The organism is Delftia sp. JD2, from assembly GCF_001682645.1.
Lineage (GTDB): Bacteria > Pseudomonadota > Gammaproteobacteria > Burkholderiales > Burkholderiaceae_C > Comamonas > Comamonas acidovorans.
Genome location: NZ_LFJT01000013.1, coordinates 78,075 through 96,470, shown reverse-complemented (window position 1 = coordinate 96,470; position 18,396 = coordinate 78,075). Strand labels below are relative to the sequence as shown.

At 68.6% G+C, this 18,396-nt stretch carries 14 protein-coding genes; 7 read left to right on the top strand and 7 right to left on the bottom strand.

Translation table 11 applies throughout. The features are described 5' to 3' along the window. Nucleotides 1-83: 83 nt before the first annotated feature. From ACM14_RS09715 to ACM14_RS09700, 4 genes are all read right to left on the bottom strand, one after another. Entirely contained in the window at nt 84-1,184 is a 1,101-nt protein-coding gene (locus ACM14_RS09715) for a tripartite tricarboxylate transporter substrate binding protein (RefSeq protein ID WP_065346040.1), read from the bottom strand. Between the two features lie 156 nt (nt 1,185-1,340). Beyond that, nucleotides 1,341-3,863, bottom strand: a complete 2,523-nt coding sequence (locus ACM14_RS09710; RefSeq protein ID WP_084027343.1) for a TonB-dependent siderophore receptor — start codon at nt 3,861-3,863, stop codon at nt 1,341-1,343. 126 nt (nt 3,864-3,989) lie between these two features. Next, nucleotides 3,990-5,033, bottom strand: coding sequence for a FecR domain-containing protein (locus ACM14_RS09705; RefSeq protein WP_065346039.1), 1,044 nt, complete (start codon nt 5,031-5,033; stop codon nt 3,990-3,992). Next, on the bottom strand, nt 5,030-5,569 hold the full coding sequence (locus tag ACM14_RS09700) for a sigma-70 family RNA polymerase sigma factor (RefSeq protein ID WP_269447109.1): 540 nt from the start codon (nt 5,567-5,569) through the stop codon (nt 5,030-5,032). Before ACM14_RS09700 ends, ACM14_RS09705 begins: the two co-directional genes overlap by 4 nt. Before the next feature lie 201 nt (nt 5,570-5,770). Between ACM14_RS09700 and ACM14_RS09695 the strand changes: the two genes are divergently transcribed. The 6 genes from ACM14_RS09695 (at nt 5,771) to ACM14_RS09670 (ending at nt 12,817) form a co-directional block, all read left to right on the top strand. Beyond that, nucleotides 5,771-6,409 carry a PepSY-associated TM helix domain-containing protein gene (locus tag ACM14_RS09695; protein WP_013801140.1) on the top strand — a complete coding sequence of 213 codons (639 nt, stop codon included), beginning with the start codon at nt 5,771-5,773 and terminating at the stop codon, nt 6,407-6,409. Between the two features lie 20 nt (nt 6,410-6,429). Continuing rightward, entirely contained in the window at nt 6,430-6,957 is a 528-nt protein-coding gene (locus ACM14_RS09690; protein WP_013801141.1) for a DUF2271 domain-containing protein, read from the top strand. A 100-nt stretch (nt 6,958-7,057) separates the two neighbouring features. Then, on the top strand, nt 7,058-7,876 hold the full coding sequence (locus ACM14_RS09685) for a DUF4198 domain-containing protein (protein WP_065346038.1): 819 nt from the start codon (nt 7,058-7,060) through the stop codon (nt 7,874-7,876). 41 nt (nt 7,877-7,917) lie between these two features. Continuing rightward, nucleotides 7,918-8,994: an FAD:protein FMN transferase gene (locus ACM14_RS09680; protein WP_065346037.1), complete on the top strand. Its 1,077-nt coding sequence runs from the start codon at nt 7,918-7,920 to the stop codon at nt 8,992-8,994. Between the two features lie 45 nt (nt 8,995-9,039). Next, the gene (locus tag ACM14_RS09675) at nt 9,040-10,425 is read left to right on the top strand and encodes a sulfite reductase subunit alpha (RefSeq protein WP_065346036.1); all 1,386 of its coding nucleotides are present in this window, start codon (nt 9,040-9,042) and stop codon (nt 10,423-10,425) included. Between the two features lie 211 nt (nt 10,426-10,636). Next, complete coding sequence (locus ACM14_RS09670) at nt 10,637-12,817, top strand: TonB-dependent receptor (protein ID WP_065346035.1); 2,181 nt, start codon at nt 10,637-10,639, stop codon at nt 12,815-12,817. Here the strand turns inward: ACM14_RS09670 and ACM14_RS09665 are convergent. The 3 genes from ACM14_RS09665 to gabT form a co-directional block, all read right to left on the bottom strand. Further along, the gene (locus tag ACM14_RS09665; protein ID WP_065346034.1) at nt 12,805-13,782 is read right to left on the bottom strand and encodes a ketopantoate reductase family protein; all 978 of its coding nucleotides are present in this window, start codon (nt 13,780-13,782) and stop codon (nt 12,805-12,807) included. The genes ACM14_RS09670 and ACM14_RS09665 overlap by 13 nt on opposite strands. Before the next feature lie 127 nt (nt 13,783-13,909). Further along, complete coding sequence (locus ACM14_RS09660; RefSeq protein WP_065346033.1) at nt 13,910-15,367, bottom strand: NAD-dependent succinate-semialdehyde dehydrogenase; 1,458 nt, start codon at nt 15,365-15,367, stop codon at nt 13,910-13,912. A 30-nt stretch (nt 15,368-15,397) separates the two neighbouring features. After that, nucleotides 15,398-16,708: a 4-aminobutyrate--2-oxoglutarate transaminase gene (gene gabT / locus ACM14_RS09655; RefSeq protein WP_065346032.1), complete on the bottom strand. Its 1,311-nt coding sequence runs from the start codon at nt 16,706-16,708 to the stop codon at nt 15,398-15,400. A gap of 145 nt (nt 16,709-16,853) precedes the next feature. On the opposite strand from gabT, the gene ACM14_RS09650 reads away from it, so the two are divergent. Next, nucleotides 16,854-18,362, top strand: a complete 1,509-nt coding sequence (locus ACM14_RS09650) for a PLP-dependent aminotransferase family protein (protein ID WP_043819137.1) — start codon at nt 16,854-16,856, stop codon at nt 18,360-18,362. The last annotated feature ends 34 nt before the right edge of the window (nt 18,363-18,396 follow it).

The following is an 18,396-nucleotide window of genomic DNA, read 5'->3' as shown; positions in this document are numbered from 1 at the left end:
ATGCCCCACGCTAGAGGAATACGCGTATGACCAAGCCAGTGTTGCAGGCCCGCCACGTGGCCTGCCCGCTGCGCGGCGGTTTCTCAGCTCTTGAGTTTGAGCAGATAGGTCATCACGCTGGCCGTGGTGTGCTCCAGCTCCAGAAAGCCGTTGAAATCGCGGCCCGCCTGCCAGGAAGGCTCCCAGCGGTTCTGGCGCAGGGCGCGTTGCCAGCTCTCGTGCTGCGTGGCCTGCTCCACGGCGCCCAGCAGGGCCTGGGCACGTGCGGCGCTGACCTGCTTGCCGGTGAAGACGGCGCGCCAGTTGGCCATGTCCGCATCCAGCCCCTGCTCGCGGAACGAGGGCAGGCCGAACAGGCTGCGGCGCGAGGACACGCCGATGGCGCGCAGCTTGCCGCTGGCCAGGGCTTCGCTGAACTCGCTGTAGCCGGACACGCCCATGCGCGCATCGCCCTTGAGCAAGGCCTCCACCACCTGGGCGCCGCCAGGAAAGGGCTTGTAGACCAGTTGCTCGGGCGCCGCCTTGGCCGCGCGCGTGAGCAGGCCGGCGAACATGTGGTCCACGCCACCGGCCGAGCCACCCGCAAACGACTGGTGGGCCAGGTCGCTGCGCAGCGCGGCCACCAGGTCCTTGGCATTGCGGATGGGGGAGTCGGCCGGTACGGCCACGACCAGGTAGTCGCTGGTCAGGCGGGCAATCGGCTGCACATGCGACATGTTGACGGCCGGCTTTTGCAGTGCCACCGCGCCGACCATCACCATGCCGCCGATCAGCAAGGCGTCGGGGTCCTTGCCATGGCGCTCGGCAAACTGGGCCAGGCCGATGGTGCCTCCCTTGCCGCCCACGTTTTCATACTCCACGCGCTCGGCCGCGCCGCTGGCCACCAGGGCCGCGCCCAATGCGCGGCCGGTCTGGTCCCAGCCGCCGCCGGCATTGGCTGGAATGACGATGCGCAGGCTGGTCGCCACGCGCTGGGCGCTGCCGGCCGCCCGTGGCGCATGGGCTGCAGGTGCTGCCGCTGGCGGTGCGGCATGGGCCAGAGGAGAGCACAGCATGGCCAGGGCAGCGCCCTGGGCCAGCATCTGGCGGCGGTTCTGGCGCGTTCCATCGGCGGTATGGGCGGCGGTATGGGCGGCGGTATGGGCGGCGTTGGCGGCGGTTTGCGAAAAGCTCGGAAGGCGCATGCAGTCTCCAATCGGGTTCGCGCGCCATTGTGGGCGCAAATGAATCAGAAAAGCAGATTATGTAAGCATGTGCGTCAGCTGCTTGACACAACACAGTACAGCGCAGTCCGGCCCGCGCGGCTCTGTGATCTCTGGGCCGGTGCGGTCCCTCAGCGCTCAGAAGTCGTAACGCATGCTCACGTTGACGCTGCGCGGCGCGCCCCAGGTGTAGTACAGGCCCTGGGCATTGAAGTTGGTCACGCCCGAGAAATAGTGCTTGTCGAACAGGTTGTTGACGTTGGCCGCGATGCTGAGATGGCGGTTGATCTGGTAGCGCGCCATCAGGTCCATCACCCAGTAGGCGTCCTGGCGCAGCGTGGCGGCGCCGCGGCTCGTGGAGATGGCGCTTTGCCAGCGCGCGGCGCCGCCCACGGTCAGGCCGGACAGCGCGCCCTGCGCGAAGCGGTAGGTGGTGCCCAGCTTGAACTGGTGGCGCGGGCTGGTGGCGGCGTTGTCCAGATTGCTGTTGATGGTCACGTAGCTGCCCTGGGCCTGCCAGCCCTTGGCCAGCTCGCCGGACAGTTCCAGTTCGAAGCCGCGCCTGCGCGCGCCCTGGACCGCGCGGTAGGCCGTGTCGCCATTGGGCATGAGCCCGTCTTCCACGGCCGTGTTGTCGGTGCGCATCCAGAAATGGGCGACGCTGGCGTTCAACCGCTTGTCGAAGAATTCGCCCTTGGCGCCGATCTCGTAGGTCAGGCCCTCCTCGGGCGGCAGGGTGCGTTCCTGCAGATCCTTGGCGCTTTGCGCCTTGAAGATGCTGGCGTAGCTGCCATACAGCGAGATGTTCGGGCTGACGTCATACACCAGGCCCGCATAGGGCGTGACCACGCCGTGCTCGCGCATGTTGTAGTTGTACCAGCTGATGTCGGTCACATCCTTCTGGTCGTAGTTGGTCACGCGCAGGCCGGCGATCAGCTTCAGCGGATCGGCCAGATTGAAGCGTGCCGCGCTGTAGAGATAGCTGCGCTTGTTGCTGAACAGGTCGCTGGAATAGGGGATGTTGTCCGCTGGCGCCGGGATGGCTGCGCCGCCCTGGCTGAAGTCCACCTGCGGCAGGTCCAGGCCGGGGCGCGCGCCGCGCAGCAGCGTGGTGCGGTTGCGTGCGGCGCCCGCGCCCACCAGCAACTCATGCTGGCGGCCGAACAGCGTGAACGGGCCCTGCACGTCGATGCTGATGTTCTGGTTGCGGGACTCGATGTCCTTGTAGGCCGCGAACTGGGCCGAGCTGGGCAGGGCGTAGCGCAGCAGGCCGATCTGCATGTCGGGCGTCTTCACCTCTTCATGCGACATCTGCAGCTTGGCCTTCCAGCCGCTGGCAAAGCGGTGCTCCAGGCGCGCGAAGCTGTTGAGCGACTCCTGCTCGTAGCCCGACCAGGGCGCGGCGATGTTCAGCGAGCGCGGCATCCAGCCGACGAACTGGCCGGTGCCCGTGTAGCCTTGGATGGGCGTGGTGCCGCCCGAGCCGCGCAGCTCGCGCTGGCGGTAGGTGATGCCGGCGCTCAGCAGGGTGTCGGGGGTGAGGTCGTATTCCAGCGTGCCGTACAGCATGGAGCTGTTGCTGTGCTGGTGGTCGCGGAAGCTGTCGCCGCTCTTGCGCGAGGCCACCAGGCGGCCGCGCAGGCTGCCTTCCTGGTTCAGCGGACCGGCAATGTCGGCATCGGCACGGTAGGTGCCCCAGCTGCCCGCGCTGGCCATTGCGCTGGCCTGGAAGTCGCGCGTGGGGCGCTTGCGGATCAGGTTGACCGTGGCTCCGTAGGCGCCGTCGCCATTGATCAGGCCCGACGAGCCCTTGAGCACTTCAACGCGGTCGATCTCGGCCAGATCGTCCAGCGAGTACATGATGTGCGTGTTCCAGCCCCAGCCATTGGTGAGCTGGCGGCTGCCATCGGTCTGCAGGTTGACGCTGGAGCCGCGCACGTTGAAGGTGGTCATCTCGCTTTGGCGGACCACGGCCACGCCGGGCGTCTGCTCCAGCACGTCGGTCAGCGTCTCCAGCTTGAAGTCGTCCATGCGCTGGCGCGTCATCACGCTCACCGACTGCGGCGTCTCGCGCAGCGACAGGCCCAGGCCCGTGGCCGTGCTGCTGGGTCCGGTCGCGGTGTAGGCGCCCGTGCCTTCCGTGGCGCTGCCGACCTCGGCCTTGGCGGTGACGTGCACCTCGCCCAGCGTGGTGGCGCCCACGGCTGATGCGGCAGGCGCTGTCGAGGACGCAGGCGATGCCTGCGAGCGGCGCAGCGTATAGCCGCCGTTGCCCGAGGTCGCGGCCGCCAGGCCCGAGCCCGCCAGCAGGCGGGTCAGCGCCTCGGCCGGCGCATGGCTGCCCTGCAGGCCCGGGCTTTGCAGATCGCGCACCAGCTCGGGCGTATAGGCCAGCAGCACGCCCGAGGCCTTGGCGAAGCGCGTGAGCGCGGCCTCCAGCGGTCCTGCCGGAATGTCGTAGGCCTGGGTGCGCTCGGTACCTGTCTGGGCCTGGGCCTGGCCCTGGGCATTCGCGGGCAAGGGCAGGGCGGACAGGCTGGCCAGTGCGGCGGCCAGGGCCAGGGTCAATGCGGACAGGTGGAACACGGGCGCAGGCTGCGCGGGGCGGAGGACGCGTGCCGCCGCGGTAGCGAGGCGGCGCTGGTGATGGAGGTCGGACATGTTGGTGCGGTCTTTGGATCAGGGAGGAAACATGGCGCCGCAAAGCGCCTCTCCCCTGCTTGTCACGCGAGATGGGAAAAGGTACAGACCGATGTCACCGGGCCGGGTTGTCCCGCCGCCTTTTCTTCATGCCGGACCTATGCGCACCCAGTAGCGCACCGGCACATGGATGCGCACGGGCAGCACCTGTACCAGGGACTGCAGGATGCGGTCCGTATCGGCGAGCGGGAAGACGCCCGACAGGCGCAACCCGGCCACCTCGGGTGCCAGCGTGATCAGCCCGGGTCGGTAGCGGCGCAGTTCGTCGATGAAGCGGTCCAGGCGCATGTCCGAGGCCACGAGCACGCCTTCGTCCCAGCCCGGCCCCTCGCCGGCCGCGCCGGCCGGCAGCGCCTGCGTGGCACTGAGCCTTGCGGCTTCGCCGCTGTCGACACGCAGCAACTCGCCCGTGCGACTGCGGGCCTCGACCGCACCCTCGAAAACGGCCACGCGCGTATCCGCAGTCTCCATGTCATGGCGCACCGTGAAACGCGTGCCCAGGGCGCGCAGCCTGCCCGCGGGCGTGTCCACCACAAAGGGGCGCGCGGGCTGGGCCGTGTCATGGGCGGTGGTGACCATCAGCTCGCCGCGCAACAGCAGCACGCGGCGCAGCTGGTCGTCGAAGGCAAGGTCCACGGACGTCTCGGTGTTGAGCAGCAGCTGCGTGCCATCGGGCAACCGCAGGGAGCGCCGCTCGCCCTTGGCGGTGCTGACATCGGCATTCCAGGCCTGCCACGGCAGGCGCTCATGCGCAGTCCATGCCGCAGCACCTGCGCCGGCCAGGCCAGCGACGCTGGCCAGCAGGCGGCGGCGTGCCTGGGCGGTCTTGAGGCTGCGCGCCAGCGTGGCCGTGGCAAGGGGTCCATTGAGGGGACCGCTGTCCGGGCGTGCGTCAGGCAGCCTGAGCCGCGCATTCGTGGCCTCGATGCGCTGCCAGGCCCGCTCATGCAGCGGATGGGCCGCGCGCCAGTCCAGCCATTGCGCGCGTTGTTCCTCTGTGCACTCGCCTGACCACAGCTGCACCAGCCAGTCCACGGCGCTGTGGACCACGTCAGGCGGCAGCGCGGGGTCGGCACTATGGGTGGAGCCATCGGCACCATGGACGCGCCCGGCAGCGCAGCGCTGTGTCATGCCGCATGTTCCGGGAAGTAGCAATGCCGGATGGCGCGCGCCATGTACTGCTTGACCGAGCTGACCGAGACCTGCAGCAGCAACGCGATCTCGGCATAGGCCATGCCGTCCAGCTGGGCGTGCAAAAAGGCCGCGCGCACCTTGGGCGGCAGGCCGTCGAGCAGGCGGTCCAGCTCGCACAGCGTCTCCAGCACGATGGCGCGTTCCTCGGGCGAGGGCGCCAGCGGCTCGGGCTGCAGCGCCAGCGTGTCCAGATAGGCTCGTTCAATTTCTCGGCGGCGCAGGTGGTTGGCCATCACGCGCTTGGCCACCGTGGTGAGGAAGGCGCGGGGCTCCCGGATCTCGGACAGTTCGGTGCGGGACTCCATCACGCGCACGTAGGTGTCCTGTGCGAAATCTGCCGCATCGCCTGCATGGCCCAGCCGGCGCTGCAGCCAGGTGCGCAGCCAGCCATGGTGCTGCTGGTAGAGATGGGCAAGGGCCTGGTGGGGAGTCACGGCGGGACAGGACACGAAGGGTGAAGAGAGGGGATGCAAGTGATAAGCATTCTTATTTTACTTTGGGTGATGCTGGCACCGCCTTGGCGTGGCGCACGATTAAGCCGGTAAAGCTTGTGTAAATGCGATCAATTCTTATTTGTGGACGGTAGAATCCCCGGGCCTTTCCTTTCCTGGGCTCCCGTGCCCGCCATCCGTGATGGTTGACGCCGCGTGGCGCTGCCGCCTTTTTCTGTTGCGATGACATCCCCCAAACCGGACCCTCGGCGCCGTTCCTACTGGCTCAAGACACTGCACGAGTGGCACTGGGTCAGCTCCGCGCTGTGCCTGATCGGCATGCTGCTGTTCGCCGTCACGGGGTTCACGCTCAACCATGCGGGGCAGATCGAGTCCAAGCCGCGCATCGTGCGGGGCGAGGCGGCATTGCCCGATGCGCTGCGCGTGCAGTTGGTCCAGCAGCAGGCCAGCCAGCCGCGCGACCGGGCGCCCGTGCCTGCGCCGTTTGCGGACTGGGTGCGCGGCCAGTGGGGCCTTGAAGCCGAGGGCCGCGAAGCCGAATGGACGGCCGACGAACTCTATGTCTCCCTGCCACGCCCTGGCGGCGATGCCTGGGTGCGCGTTGCCCTGGCCGATGGCGAGGCCGAATACGAGCGCACCGACCGGGGCTGGATCGCCTATCTGAACGACCTGCACAAGGGCCGCAACACGGGCGCCGCCTGGAGCTGGTTCATCGACATCTTTGCCGCAGCCTGCCTGGTGTTCACCGTCACGGGCCTGTTCATCCTGAAGATGCATGCAGGCAACCGCCCCTTCACCTGGCCCATGGTCGGCATGGGGCTGGTGATTCCCATGCTGCTGGCCCTCCTGTTGATCCACTGAGAACCGAAAGAGCCTTGCCAATGAATCCGCACTTCTCTCTGCGCTACACCATGGCGCTTGGCGCCTGCCTGGGCGCGGTCCCGGTCTTTGCCGCCGGCCTGAACGTGGGCGTGGAAATTCCGCGCCTGGATGTCGCCGAATACCACCGCCCCTACGTGGCCGTGTGGATCGAGCGCGCCGACGCCTCGGTGGCCTCCACGCTGTCGGTCTGGTATGACGTGAAGATGCGCAATGCCGAAGGCACGAAGTGGCTCAAGGACATGCGCCAGTGGTGGCGCCGCACGGGCCGTGACCTGACGTTGCCGATCGATGGCGTGACCAGCCCCACGCGTCCCGTGGGCAAGCACCAGCTGAGTTTCACCGAAGGCTCCAATCCCTTCGCCAAGCTGCCGCCCGGTGAATACAAGCTCGTGGTCGAGGCCGCGCGCGAAGTCGGCGGCCGCGAAGTGGTCACCGTGCCCTTCAAGTGGCCCGCGGCCAAGGCCGAGCAACTGAGCGCCAAGGGCAGCAGCGAGCTGGGCGAGATCAGCGTCGAACTCAAGCCTTGAAATTGAAAGCCGCCGAGGCGCTGTGCGCCTTCCCCCTCACGAGGGGGACGACGCCATCGCTGCACGTGCCAGACCCATCCACGAACCAAGGAGATTTTTCATGAAGTCCAAGACCCGCTTTGCCGTCCGTCTGGCTGCCAGCCTCGCCATTGCCTGCGGCGCCTTCCAGGCCGCCCAGGCCCACAACCTGTGGCTGCTGCCCTCGACCACGGTGCTGTCCAAGGCCGAATGGATCACGGTGGATGCCGCTGTCTCCAACGACCTGTTCTTCTTCAACCACGTGCCGCTGGGCCTGGACAACCTCGTTGTCTCGGCGCCGGACGGCTCGGCCGTCGCGCCGCAGAATGCCCATCGCGGCAAGCTGCGCAGCGTGTTCGACCTGGACCTGCAGCAAAGCGGCACCTACCGCCTGGCCATCGTCAACGACGGCCTGTTTGCCTCCTGGAAGGACAAGTCCACGGGCCAGAACCGCCGCTGGCGCGGCTCGCCCGAGAAGTTCGCCGCCGATGTGCCCGCCGACGCGCAGGACCTGAAGGTGACCCAGTCCGTGGGCCGCATCGAGACCTTCGTGACCGTGGGCAAGCCCAGCGCCGTCAAGCCTTCCGGCAAGGGGCTGGAGCTGGTGCCCGTGACCCATCCCAACGACCTGGTCAAGGGCGAGAAGGCCACCTTCGCCTTCCATGTGGACGGCAAGCCCGCCGCCAACCTGGAAGTCGTGCTGGTGCCCGGCGCCACGCGCTACCGCGACAACAAGGGCGAGATCAAGGCCACGACCGACGCCAAGGGCGAGTTCAGCGTGACCTGGCCCACCGCCGGCATGTACTGGGTGGATGCCGATGCCCAGGACAGCAAGACATCGCTGCCCCAGGCCAAGGAGCGCCGCCTGTCCTACGTGGGCACGTTCGAGGTGCTGCCCTGAGCCTTGCGTCCCCACCCGGGGCTCCGTCTGCGCCCACGCCCGTGCGCGTGAGCTTCGCGCCCGCCCTGTTGCAGGGCAGCGCAGGCCGGGGCCTTGCCGCGCCTGTGTCCACAGGCGCGGCGTCCTTTGCCGTCTCCGGCTACGCGCCGCAGGCGGTGCGGCGGGCAGACCCCGCCGCGCTGCAAACGCTCACCGGCGAGGCCATGGGCACGACCTGGAGCGTGCGCCTGCACAACCCGGATTTCCGCCCGCTCGATGAGGCGTGCCAGGCCATAGAGGCTGCACTGGCCCTGGTCGTGCGCCAGATGAGCAACTGGGAAGCCGGCTCCGACATCTCGCGCTTCAACCGCGCCGAGCCCGGCAGCTGGCATGCACTGCCGCCCGAATTCTTCACCGTGCTGACCTGTGCACTCGAGTGGGCACAGGCCAGCGGCGGCGCCTGGGATCCTACCGTGGGGCCGCTGGTTGATCTGTGGGGCTTCGGCCCGCGTGCGGAAAAGGCGCAGGGCGCCGGCATCCCCGATGCCGATGCGCTGCGGCGGGTGCGCGAGCGCGTGGGCTACCAGCGCATCGTGCTGGACCTGGCGGGCCGGCGCGCGCTGCAGCCCGGCGCCGTCCATGTGGACTTCAGCGGCATCGCCAAAGGCTATTCGGTGGACCTGGTCGCCGAGCGCCTGCAGGCGCTGGGCCATACCGATTTCCTCGTCGAGGTGGGCGGCGAGCTGCGTGCCTGCGGTCAGCGCCCTGGCAACCAGCCCTGGCGCGTGGCCGTGGCCAGCATGGCGGACCCGTCCACGCCGCTGGCGCTGCCGCTGCGCGACATGGCCATCGCCACCTCGGGCGACCACTGGCATGCCTTCGAGCAGGGTGGGCGCCGCTACTCCCACACCATCGATCCGCGCAGCGGCGAGCCCGTGGCGCATGGCCTGACCAGCGTCACCGTGCTGCATGCCGAATGCATGCAAGCCGACGCCCTGGCCACCGTGCTCACCGTGCTGGGGCCGCGCGAGGGCCTGGACTTTGCCGAGCAGCGCGGCGTGGCGGCGCTGCTGTGCGAGCGCACTGCGCAAGGCCTTGCCATGGCGATGACAACGGCTTTTGCCGCGCTGCTGCCGTGAGCGTTTCCTTCCCTTTTTCCGCCGTGTAGATTTCCGGTCCCCGCCATGACCTTGTCAGAAACCGGGCTGCGCGTACTCGCAGCCGCCGTGCTGGTCCTGCTCTATGCGGCCATGTGCGCCGCCATCTGGTGGCGCGAGCGCCGCCAGCGCATGCGGGCCCGGCAGGAAGCGGCTGCGCTGACCAGCGCACGCGAGGGCGCGCTGCCCCTGCTCGTGGCCTATGCCAGCCAGACCGGCCAGGCCGAGGAACTGGCGCGCGAAACCGCCCGGCTGCTGCACACGGCCGGAGAAAGCGTGCACCTGTGCGCCCTGGACGCTGTGGATGCCGACCTGCTGGCGCGCACGCAAAGGGCGCTGTTCATCGCCAGCACCTATGGCGAAGGCGACCCGCCCGACAACGCGGCGCTGTTCCTGGCGAACGCCATGGCCGATGCACGGCCGCTGTCCCATCTGCAATACGGCCTGCTGGCGCTGGGCGACCGGCAGTACGCGCAGTTCTGCGGCTTTGGCCGCGCGCTGGACAGCTGGCTGCGTGCCGGTGGCGCCAGGCCCTGGTTCGAGCGCATTGAAATGGACAACGGCGCGCCGCAGGCGCTGACCGCCTGGCAGCACCAGCTGACCCAGATCAGCAGCCTGGGCGACATGCCGGCATGGGAGCAGCCGGTCTTCAGCGAATGGACGCTGGCCGCGCGCCGGCACATGAACCCGGGCAGCGCAGGCGAGCCGGTGTTCCACATCGAGCTGCAGCCCCCTGCAACGGAGCCCGCGCTGTGGGAGTCCGGCGACCTGGCGCAGGTCTGCATTCCTGCGGACCCGCAGCATCCGCGCGAGTACTCCATCGCCTCCATCGCCCAGGATGGCTGCGTGCACCTGCTGGTGCGCCAGGCGCGGCGCGAGGATGGCTCGCCGGGCCTGGCCTCGGGCTGGCTCACGCAGGGCGCGCCCCTGGGGGCAGCCATCACCCTGCGGCTGCGTGCGCACCGCAATTTCCGGCTGGAAGACAACCTGCAGCGCCCGCTGGTGCTGATCGGCAACGGCACGGGCCTGGCCGGCCTGCGCAGCCACCTGCGCGCGCGTGCTGCGGCGGGCCTGGGTCCCAACTGGCTGCTGTTCGGCGAGCGCAATGCGGCGCACGACCGGCTGTACGGCGACGAGCTTCAGGCATGGTGCGATGGCAGCGTGCTGCAGCGCCTGGACCTGGCCTTCTCGCGCGACCGCAGCGAAGGCGCGCCGCGCGCCTATGTGCAGGACCTGCTGGCGCAGTCCGGCGATGTCTTGCGCCAATGGGTGGCGCAGGGCGCAGCCATCTACGTGTGCGGCAGCCTGCAGGGCATGGCCCAGGGCGTGGACCAGGCGCTGCACGCCGTGTTGGGCGAGGCGCAGATGGAGCTGCTGGTGCGCAGCGGCCGATACCGGCGCGATGTGTACTGAACCCCGCTTGCGCCAGCGCAAAGATGGGCCGGTTTGCTCCTAGGAACGTAGCATCGGCACGACAGATAAATCCTATTGTGATCATGAGAATGGAAATGATTCTCAATGTTCATATAATTTCGTTACATATCCCCATCCCATCGCATAACCAAACATTTCAAAGCGAGTTGCACGGGCCCCACAGCCCGTTTTCCGTTTCTGGAGTGTTTGCATGTCGTATCGCGATCTGCGCGGAGTTCTTCCGTCGCGTCCTTCCCATCTGGCCCTTGTGGTGGCTGCCGTCTGCGCTTCGGGTGCCGTCTCTGCACAGACGGCAACAGGCAATGCCGCGCCCGCCACGGAGCTGCGCGAAGTCGTGGTCTCCGCCTCGGGTTTCGAGCAGGACATCAAGGAGGCGCCGGCCTCCATCACCGTCATCCCGCGTGAGGAACTGGCCAAGGGGCGCTTCGGCAGCCTGACCGACGCGCTGGAAAGCGTGGAAGGCATCGACGTGGGCGCCCCCGCAGGCAAGACCGGCGGCCTGAACATCAGCATCCGCGGCATGCCCAGCGACTACACGCTGGTGCTCATCGACGGCCGCCGCCAGAACTCGGCCGGCAACGTCACGCCCAACGGGTTTGGCGAGACGCAGACCAGCTTCATGCCGCCCATCGGCGCCATCGAGCGCATCGAGGTCATCCGCGGCCCCATGTCCACGCTCTACGGCTCCGACGCCATGGGCGGCGTGATCAACATCATCACCCGCAAGGTCGGCAAGACCTGGACGGGCAGCGTCAGCGCCGACTACACGCTGCAGGAAGAGTCGGAGTTCGGCGACATCAGATCCGGCAAGTTCTACCTGAGCGGCCCCATCAAGGAGAACCTGCTGGGTCTGTCGATCCGCGGCAGCACGCAGCGCCGGGCCGCTTCGGACATCACCTATGCGGGCGCCAACGGCCAGCCCGCCGTTCCCCTCATGGGCGGCAACCCCGTCAAGTCCGAGATCAACAATCTGGGCCTGCGCCTGGCGCTCACGCCCAACAGGTACCACGACATCACGCTGGACCTGGACTCGGGCCGCCAGACCTATGACAACTCGCGCGGCCAGCTCGGCACGCTGGGGCTGCAGGGCGGCTACGGCCCCGAGCAGAAATACAACCGCGACCAGCTCACGCTGGCGCACACGGGCCGCTTCGGCTTCGGAACCTGGGACACCAGCTTCATGGTCAACCGCACCGAAACCATGGGCCGCACCGTTCCCCCGGGAACGCCGGGCGCGACACCGGGCGCTGCGCGCACGCTGGAGGTGGAAAGCAAGGTGCTGGACAGCAAGCTGGTCCTGCCCTGGGGCGCCCACCTGACCACGCTGGGCGGCCAGTGGTGGGATGCCGAGATGAAGGACGGCGTGGCGCCGAACAAGTTCGCCTTCACGCAGAAGGCCCTGTTTGCCGAGGACGAATGGAGCCTGACCGACGCCTTCAAGCTCACCATGGGCGCGCGCTATGACCGCCACAGTCTCTTCGGCGGCAAGCTCAGCCCGCGCATCTACGGCGTGTGGAATGCCGCGCCGCAGTGGACCGTGAAGGGCGGCATCAGCAACGGCTACAAGACGCCACGCGTGGAACAGCTGGCGCCCGGCATCAACGGCTTCGGCCAGCAGGGCCGCCTGCCGCTGGTGGGCAGCCCCAACCTCAAGCCCGAAACCAGCCGCACCACCGAACTGGGCGTCTATTTCGACAGCCCCACGGGCTTTGCGGGCAGCGCCACGGTGTTCAACAACGAGTTCAAGGACAAGATCACCAGCGGCCCGGGTCTGATCAACTGCGACTTTGCGGCAGCGCCCAACCGCCCCGGCTGCGTGAGCTTCGGCAACTGGCCCCTGGTGGATGCCTTCGGCCAGTCCATCAACGTGGACGAGGCCGTCACGCGCGGCCTGGAGCTGAGTGCGCGCATGCCGCTGGCGCGCGGCTGGAACGCCAGCGCCAACTACACCTTCACCAGGAGCGAGCAAAAGAGCGGCCCCAACCGGGGCAACCCGCTGAGCGACACGCCCAAGCATGCGCTCAACGCCCGCCTGAACTGGGAGCCGGGTGCCCAGTGGAACCTGTGGCTGCGTGCCGAATACCGCAGCGAGCGCTACCGCGACCCCGGCACCAGCGCCAGCACCCAGGCCGCCAAGGCCGCGCTGGGCAACTACAAGGCCTATACCCAGTTCCACCTGGGCGGCAGCTACCGCGTGAGCAAGCAGTTCACCATCAACGCGGCCATCTACAACCTGTTCAACAAGGATTTCGTGGACTACCAGCCCTACAACGTACCGGGCCAGGTCCAGGGTACCGTGATCTTTGGCAACCGCTACGCGAACAACCAGGAAGGCCGCCGCCTGTGGGTGTCCGCCAACTACGAGTTCTGAGGCGGGTTCCGGGGCGCCTGGCTGGCCTGCATGCGTGAAGGGGCCAGCCTGACCAGCACCTGCAGCGTGCGGTTCAGCGGCACGGGCACGCCCAGGGCCTCGCCGCGCCGCACCACGTAGCCGTTCAGGTGGTCGATTTCGCTGGGCTTGCCCAGCGCCAGATCCTGGGCGGTGGATGAGAACTGGCCCGGCATGGTGGCCGGCAGGCCCCGCACGGCAGCGGGCACGTCGCCGGGCAGGGCCACGCCGTCGGCCCTGGCCACGGCCAGGCATTCGGCCACCACGTCGTCCACCACGTGCGCCACGCCGGGCGCCTGCACCAGCGGGCCGTAGGGCAGCTGGCACAGCGCCGACAGCGCGTTGTAGGCGCAGTTGATCACCAGCTTGGCCCACAGCGCGCCGCGCACATCGGGCGATACCTGCACGGCAATGCCCGCCGCGCCAAATTGCCGGGCCACCTGTTCGCTGAGTGCAGAGGGCGCGATGACCAGCTCGCCACGCCCGAAGTGGCGCACATGGCCGGGACCGGCCATGGCCGTGGCCACATAGACCACGGCGGCCGCCACGGCAACGGACGGGCCCAGCACGGCGCGCACGCGCTCGTCGTTGTCCACGCCGTTTTGCATGGTCAGCACCAGGGCGCCCGGCGCCAGGTGCGGCTGCATCTCGCGGGCCGCTTCCTCGGTGGCCGTGGACTTGACGCAGAACATCACCACATCGGCATCGCGCACGACGCTGGCCTCGGTCGATGCCTGCATGGGCACCTGGATGTCCAGCGCCGCCGTCTCCAGCCGCAGGCCATGCTGCTGCACGGCCTGCACATGGGCGGGACGGCCAATCAGCGTGACCTGGTGGCCGGCGCGTGCCAGCAGTGCGCCGAAATAGCAGCCCACGGCGCCTGCGCCCATGACGGCGATGCGCAGCGGCGCGGTGGGGGAGGAGGGGCTGGCGGAAGAAGCGTCCATGGTGCGAATCGGATAGGCCTTTGATGGCGCCCAGTCTAGCCAAGCTGCCGTCAAGGGCCCATGCTGTCTTCCCTGCCGGGGGGCACTGCGGACTTCAGGCCGTCCTCATGCCGTGCTCATACCGTGCTCATGCCGTCTGCAGGCACAGGTACTTGGTTTCCAGGTATTCCTCGATGCCGTGGCGCGAGCCCTCGCGGCCCAGGCCGGACTGCTTGACGCCGCCGAAGGGCGCGACCTCGTTGGAGATCAGGCCGGTATTGATGCCCACCATGCCGTACTCCAGCGCACGCGATACGCGCCAGATGCGGCGGTTGTCGTTGGTGAACAGATAGGCGGCCAGGCCGTAGATGGTGTCGTTGGCGCGGCGCACCACTTCGTCCTCGTCGTGGAAACGGAACAGCGGCGCCAGCGGGCCGAAGGTCTCTTCCTCGCAGACCCGCATGCTGTCGTTCACATCGGCCAGCAGCGTGGGCTCGTAGAACAGCTTACCCGGCACCGGGCGCCTGCCACCGGCCAGCAGGCGCGCGCCCTTGGACAGCGCGTCGGCCACATGGCTTTCCACCTTCTGCACGGCGGCCTCGTTGATCAGCGGGCCATGCGTCACGCCGGGCTCCAGGCCGTTGCCGACCTTGAACTCCGCCATGGCCCGCGCCAGGCGGCGGGCCAGTTCGTCATGGATGCCGTCCTGCACATAGATGCGATTGGCGCATACGCAGGTCTGGCCCGCGTTGCGGAACTTGGAGGCCAGGATGCCGGCCACGGCCTGGTCGATATCGGCATCGTCGAACACGATCAACGGCGCATTGCCGCCCAGCTCCAGCGACAGCTTCTTGACCGTGTCGCTGCACTGGCGCATCAGCAGCCGCCCGGTGGCCGTGGAGCCCGTGAAGCTGAGCTTGCGCACCACGGGGCTTTGGGTCAAAGCCTGGCCGATGTCCTGCGGGTGGCCGGTCAGCACCTGGAAGACGCCGGCGGGAATGCCGGCCTCCTGGGCCAGCACGCCCAGGGCCAGGGCGGTGAAGGGCGTGCTTTCGGCCGGCTTGACCAGCATGGTGCAGCCGGCGGCCAGCGCCGGGCCGGCCTTGCGCGTGATCATGGCGGCCGGGAAGTTCCAGGGCGTGATGGCGGCGCACACGCCAATGGGCTCGCGCAGCGTCAGCAGTTGCTGGCCGGCCGTGGGCGACTGCAGCAGTTCTCCGTCCACGCGCTTGCCTTCCTCGGCAAACCATTCGATGAAGGAGGCCGCGTAGGCGATCTCGCCGCGTGCCTCGGCCAGGGGCTTGCCCTGCTCCAGGGTCATCAGCCGCGCCAGATCGTCCTGGTGCGCCAGCATCAGGTCGAACCAGCGGCGCAGGATGCCTGCGCGCTGCTTGCCCGTCAGCGCGGCCCAGGCGGGCAGGGCGCGCTGTGCGGCGGCAATGGCGGCTTCGGTCTCGCCGGCCTGCAGGGCAGGCACCTGGCCCAGGCGCTCGCCCGTGGCGGGGTTGAAGACGTCGATGGCGGGGCCGGAGCCCACGGCTCGCCAGCCCTCGGCGAGCAGGCAGGCCTGGCGGAACAGATCGGGGCGTTGCAGTGAAAGACTCATGGTGCGGCAGGGTGTGGCTGGGATGGGGATTCAGGCGGCGACTTGCTGGGACGCGCTCTGGGTGATGGCGCTGTCGATGATGTCCAGGGCCCTGGCGAACAGCGGCTGTGGAATCGTCAGCGGATAGAGAAAGCGGATGGCGTTGCCGTACAGGCCGCAGGTCAGCAGCAGCAGGCCCTGCTCCTGCGCGTGCCGGACGACGGCGGCCACGCGCTGCGCATCGGGCTCGCCGCTGCCGGGAAGGCGGAACTCCACGGCCAGCATCGAGCCCAGTCCGCGCACGTCGGCGATGCCGGCATCCTGCGCCTGCAGGGCTTGCAGGCGCGCGCGCAGCTGGTTGCCCAGTGCATGGGCGCGCTCGCACAGCCGTTCTTCATCGATCACGTCGAGCACGGCATGGGCCGCGGCCACGGCCAGCGGGTTGGCGGCATAGGTGCCGCCCAGGCCGCCGGGGTGGGGTGCGTCCATGACGGCCGCGCGGCCCACCACGCCCGAGATCGGCAGGCCGCCGCCCAGGCTCTTGGCCATGGTGATCAGGTCGGGCTGCACGCCGTAGTGCTCCATGGCGAACAGCTTGCCCGTGCGAGCGAAGCCGGTCTGCACCTCGTCGGCGATCAGCAGCATGCCGTGCTGGTCGCACAGCTGGCGCAGGCCGGTGAACAGGGCGGCAGGCACGGGGTGAAAGCCCCCTTCGCCCTGTACGGGCTCCACGATGATGGCGGCCACGCGCTGCGGGTCCACCGAGGTCTTGAGCAGCATGGCAATGGCGTCCAGCGACTGCTGCACGCTCACGCCCGCCTGCTCGCTGGGGAAGGGCGCGTGGAAGACTTCGCCCGGCATGGGGCCGAAGCCCTGCTTGTAGGGCGCCACCTTGCCCGTCAGTGCCATGCCCAGCTGGGTGCGGCCATGGAAGGCGCCCTGGAAGGCGATCACGGCCGAGCGGCCCGTGGCATGGCGCGCGATCTTGACGGCGTTCTCCACGGCCTCGGCGCCCGTGGTGAAGAAGGCGGTCTTGGCCGGACCGGCGATGGGCGCCAGCGCATTGATGCGCTCGGCCAGTGCAATCGCGCTTTCGTAGGGAACGATCTGGAAGGCCGTGTGCGTGAAGCGCTCCAGTTGCTGCTGCACGGCCTGGACCACGCGCGGATGGCGGTGGCCCGTGTTGAGCACGGCAATGCCGGCCGCGAAATCGATGTACTGCCGGCCCTCGGCATCGGTCAGCAGGGCGTTGTCGGCCTGCACGGCATGGAAGCCGCACATCACGCCCACGCCGCGCGGCATGGCGGCGTTGCGCCGGTTCTGGAGTTGCTGGTTCGGGGAAGAGGCGGTGGCGCTGGACATGAGAGGGTTCTCCGTTGATGGGGATGCAAGGCTTCCCGTTATAGTGGCCATTGGTTCCATGACTGGAGCCATCTTTTGAAAAGATGGTGGTGCCAATTGAGCGCGCCTCCACCTCCACCTCTATCCTCACTCCACCAAGGCAGGCATGGCAAAACCCTCCGTGTGCGCGGATCTCATCCTCCAGATGGACTGGCGCGGGCTGGGCGGCGACCGCACCCATCTCAACCGGGGCCTGTACCTGGCCATCCGCCAGGCCATAGACAGCGGGGCCCTGTTGCCGCGCAGCCGTCTGCCTGCCTCGCGTGACCTGGCGCGCGAGCTGGGCGTGTCGCGCAACACCGTCAACCACGCCTACGAGCAGCTGCAGGTGGAGGGCTATGTGCGCAGCCAGGTGGGGCGGGGCACGCATGTGGTGGACACCCTGCCCGCGGCCTTGCTGCTGAGCGGCGGGCGTGCGCCCGCACGCCGCGCCACCGCCGCGGCGCCCGCACCGGGCGGCGGCCTGTCTGCACAGGCGCAGGCCCTGCTGAAAACGGCCCAGGCCTCCGAGCAGCAATGGGGCGCCTTCATGCCCGGCGTGCCCGACGTGACCGAATTTCCGCGCGCCACCTATGCGCGCATCCACAACCGCCTGCTGCGCCACGCCGGGCCGCAACTGCTGACCTACGGCACGCGCGGCGGCGTGGACGCGCTCAAGCAGGCCCTGGCCGAGCACCTGCGCGTGGCGCGCTCCGTGGACTGCGGGCCGGGCCAGGTGCTGATCACCGAAGGCGTGCACCAGGCCATCGACCTGGTGGTGCGCAGCCTTGCCGATCCCGGCGACTGCGTGTGGATGGAGGAGCCCGGCTACTGGGGCATTGCCAACGTGCTGCGCATGCAGCACGGGCTGCACCTGCACAGCGTGCCCGTGGATGAGGAGGGCATGCAACTGCCCGAAGGCCTGCCCGCGCCCCGGCTGATTTTCGTCACGCCCTCGCACCAATATCCCTTGGGCGCTGTCATGAGCATGGCCCGGCGCCGTGCGCTGATTGCCTATGCGCGCCGCGTGGGCGCCTGGATCGTGGAGGACGACTACGACAGCGAATTCCGCTTCTCCGGCAGTCCCGTGCCCAGCATGCAGGGCATGGAGGAAGGTGCGCCCGTGATCTACATAGGCACCTTCAGCAAAACCCTCTATCCAGGGCTGCGCATGGGCTACATGGTGCTGCCACCGGCGCTGGCCGAGCCCCTGCGGCGCATCCATTCCGAGCTGTACCGCGAGGGGCACCAGCTGCCGCAGCAGGTGATTGCCGAGTTGATCACCGAAGGCCACTACGCCGCCCACATCCGCAAGATGCGCCTGCTCTACGGCAAGCGCCGCCGCATGCTGCTGTCCCTGATCGAGCGCTACCTGGGCGCCGACCACCTGCCCTGGGTGGAAAGCAGCGCAGGCCTGCATTTCGTGATGCAGCTGCCGGGCCAGGACGACGATGTGGCGCTTGCCGAGGATCTCCGGCAGGCGGGCATCTTCGTCAAGCCGCTGTCGCGCTATTACGCAGGCCCGCACAAGCGGCGCGGCCTGCTGCTGGGATACGCCTGCGTCTGTGAGGAGGAGATCGGTGCCGCCTTCTTCCGTATGCTGGCGGTGCTCGCAGCCCGGCATGGCCGGGGCTGAGGTTCTCTTTCCCAACCCCTTTGCCTGACGCAGA

Coding starts and splice junctions, on each gene's coding strand:
- ACM14_RS09665 (WP_065346034.1), bottom strand. CDS start 13,782: ATGGACGCTTCTTCCGCCAGCCCCTCCTCCCCCACCGCGCCGCTGCGC.
- ACM14_RS09685 (WP_065346038.1), top strand. CDS start 7,058: ATGAAGTCCAAGACCCGCTTTGCCGTCCGTCTGGCTGCCAGCCTCGCC.
- gabT (WP_065346032.1), bottom strand. CDS start 16,708: ATGTCCAGCGCCACCGCCTCTTCCCCGAACCAGCAACTCCAGAACCGG.
- ACM14_RS09695 (WP_013801140.1), top strand. CDS start 5,771: ATGACATCCCCCAAACCGGACCCTCGGCGCCGTTCCTACTGGCTCAAG.
- ACM14_RS09715 (WP_065346040.1), bottom strand. CDS start 1,184: ATGCGCCTTCCGAGCTTTTCGCAAACCGCCGCCAACGCCGCCCATACC.
- ACM14_RS09660 (WP_065346033.1), bottom strand. CDS start 15,367: ATGAGTCTTTCACTGCAACGCCCCGATCTGTTCCGCCAGGCCTGCCTG.
- ACM14_RS09705 (WP_065346039.1), bottom strand. CDS start 5,033: ATGACACAGCGCTGCGCTGCCGGGCGCGTCCATGGTGCCGATGGCTCC.
- ACM14_RS09670 (WP_065346035.1), top strand. CDS start 10,637: ATGTCGTATCGCGATCTGCGCGGAGTTCTTCCGTCGCGTCCTTCCCAT.
- ACM14_RS09690 (WP_013801141.1), top strand. CDS start 6,430: ATGAATCCGCACTTCTCTCTGCGCTACACCATGGCGCTTGGCGCCTGC.
- ACM14_RS09710 (WP_084027343.1), bottom strand. CDS start 3,863: ATGTCCGACCTCCATCACCAGCGCCGCCTCGCTACCGCGGCGGCACGC.
- ACM14_RS09650 (WP_043819137.1), top strand. CDS start 16,854: ATGGCAAAACCCTCCGTGTGCGCGGATCTCATCCTCCAGATGGACTGG.
- ACM14_RS09675 (WP_065346036.1), top strand. CDS start 9,040: ATGACCTTGTCAGAAACCGGGCTGCGCGTACTCGCAGCCGCCGTGCTG.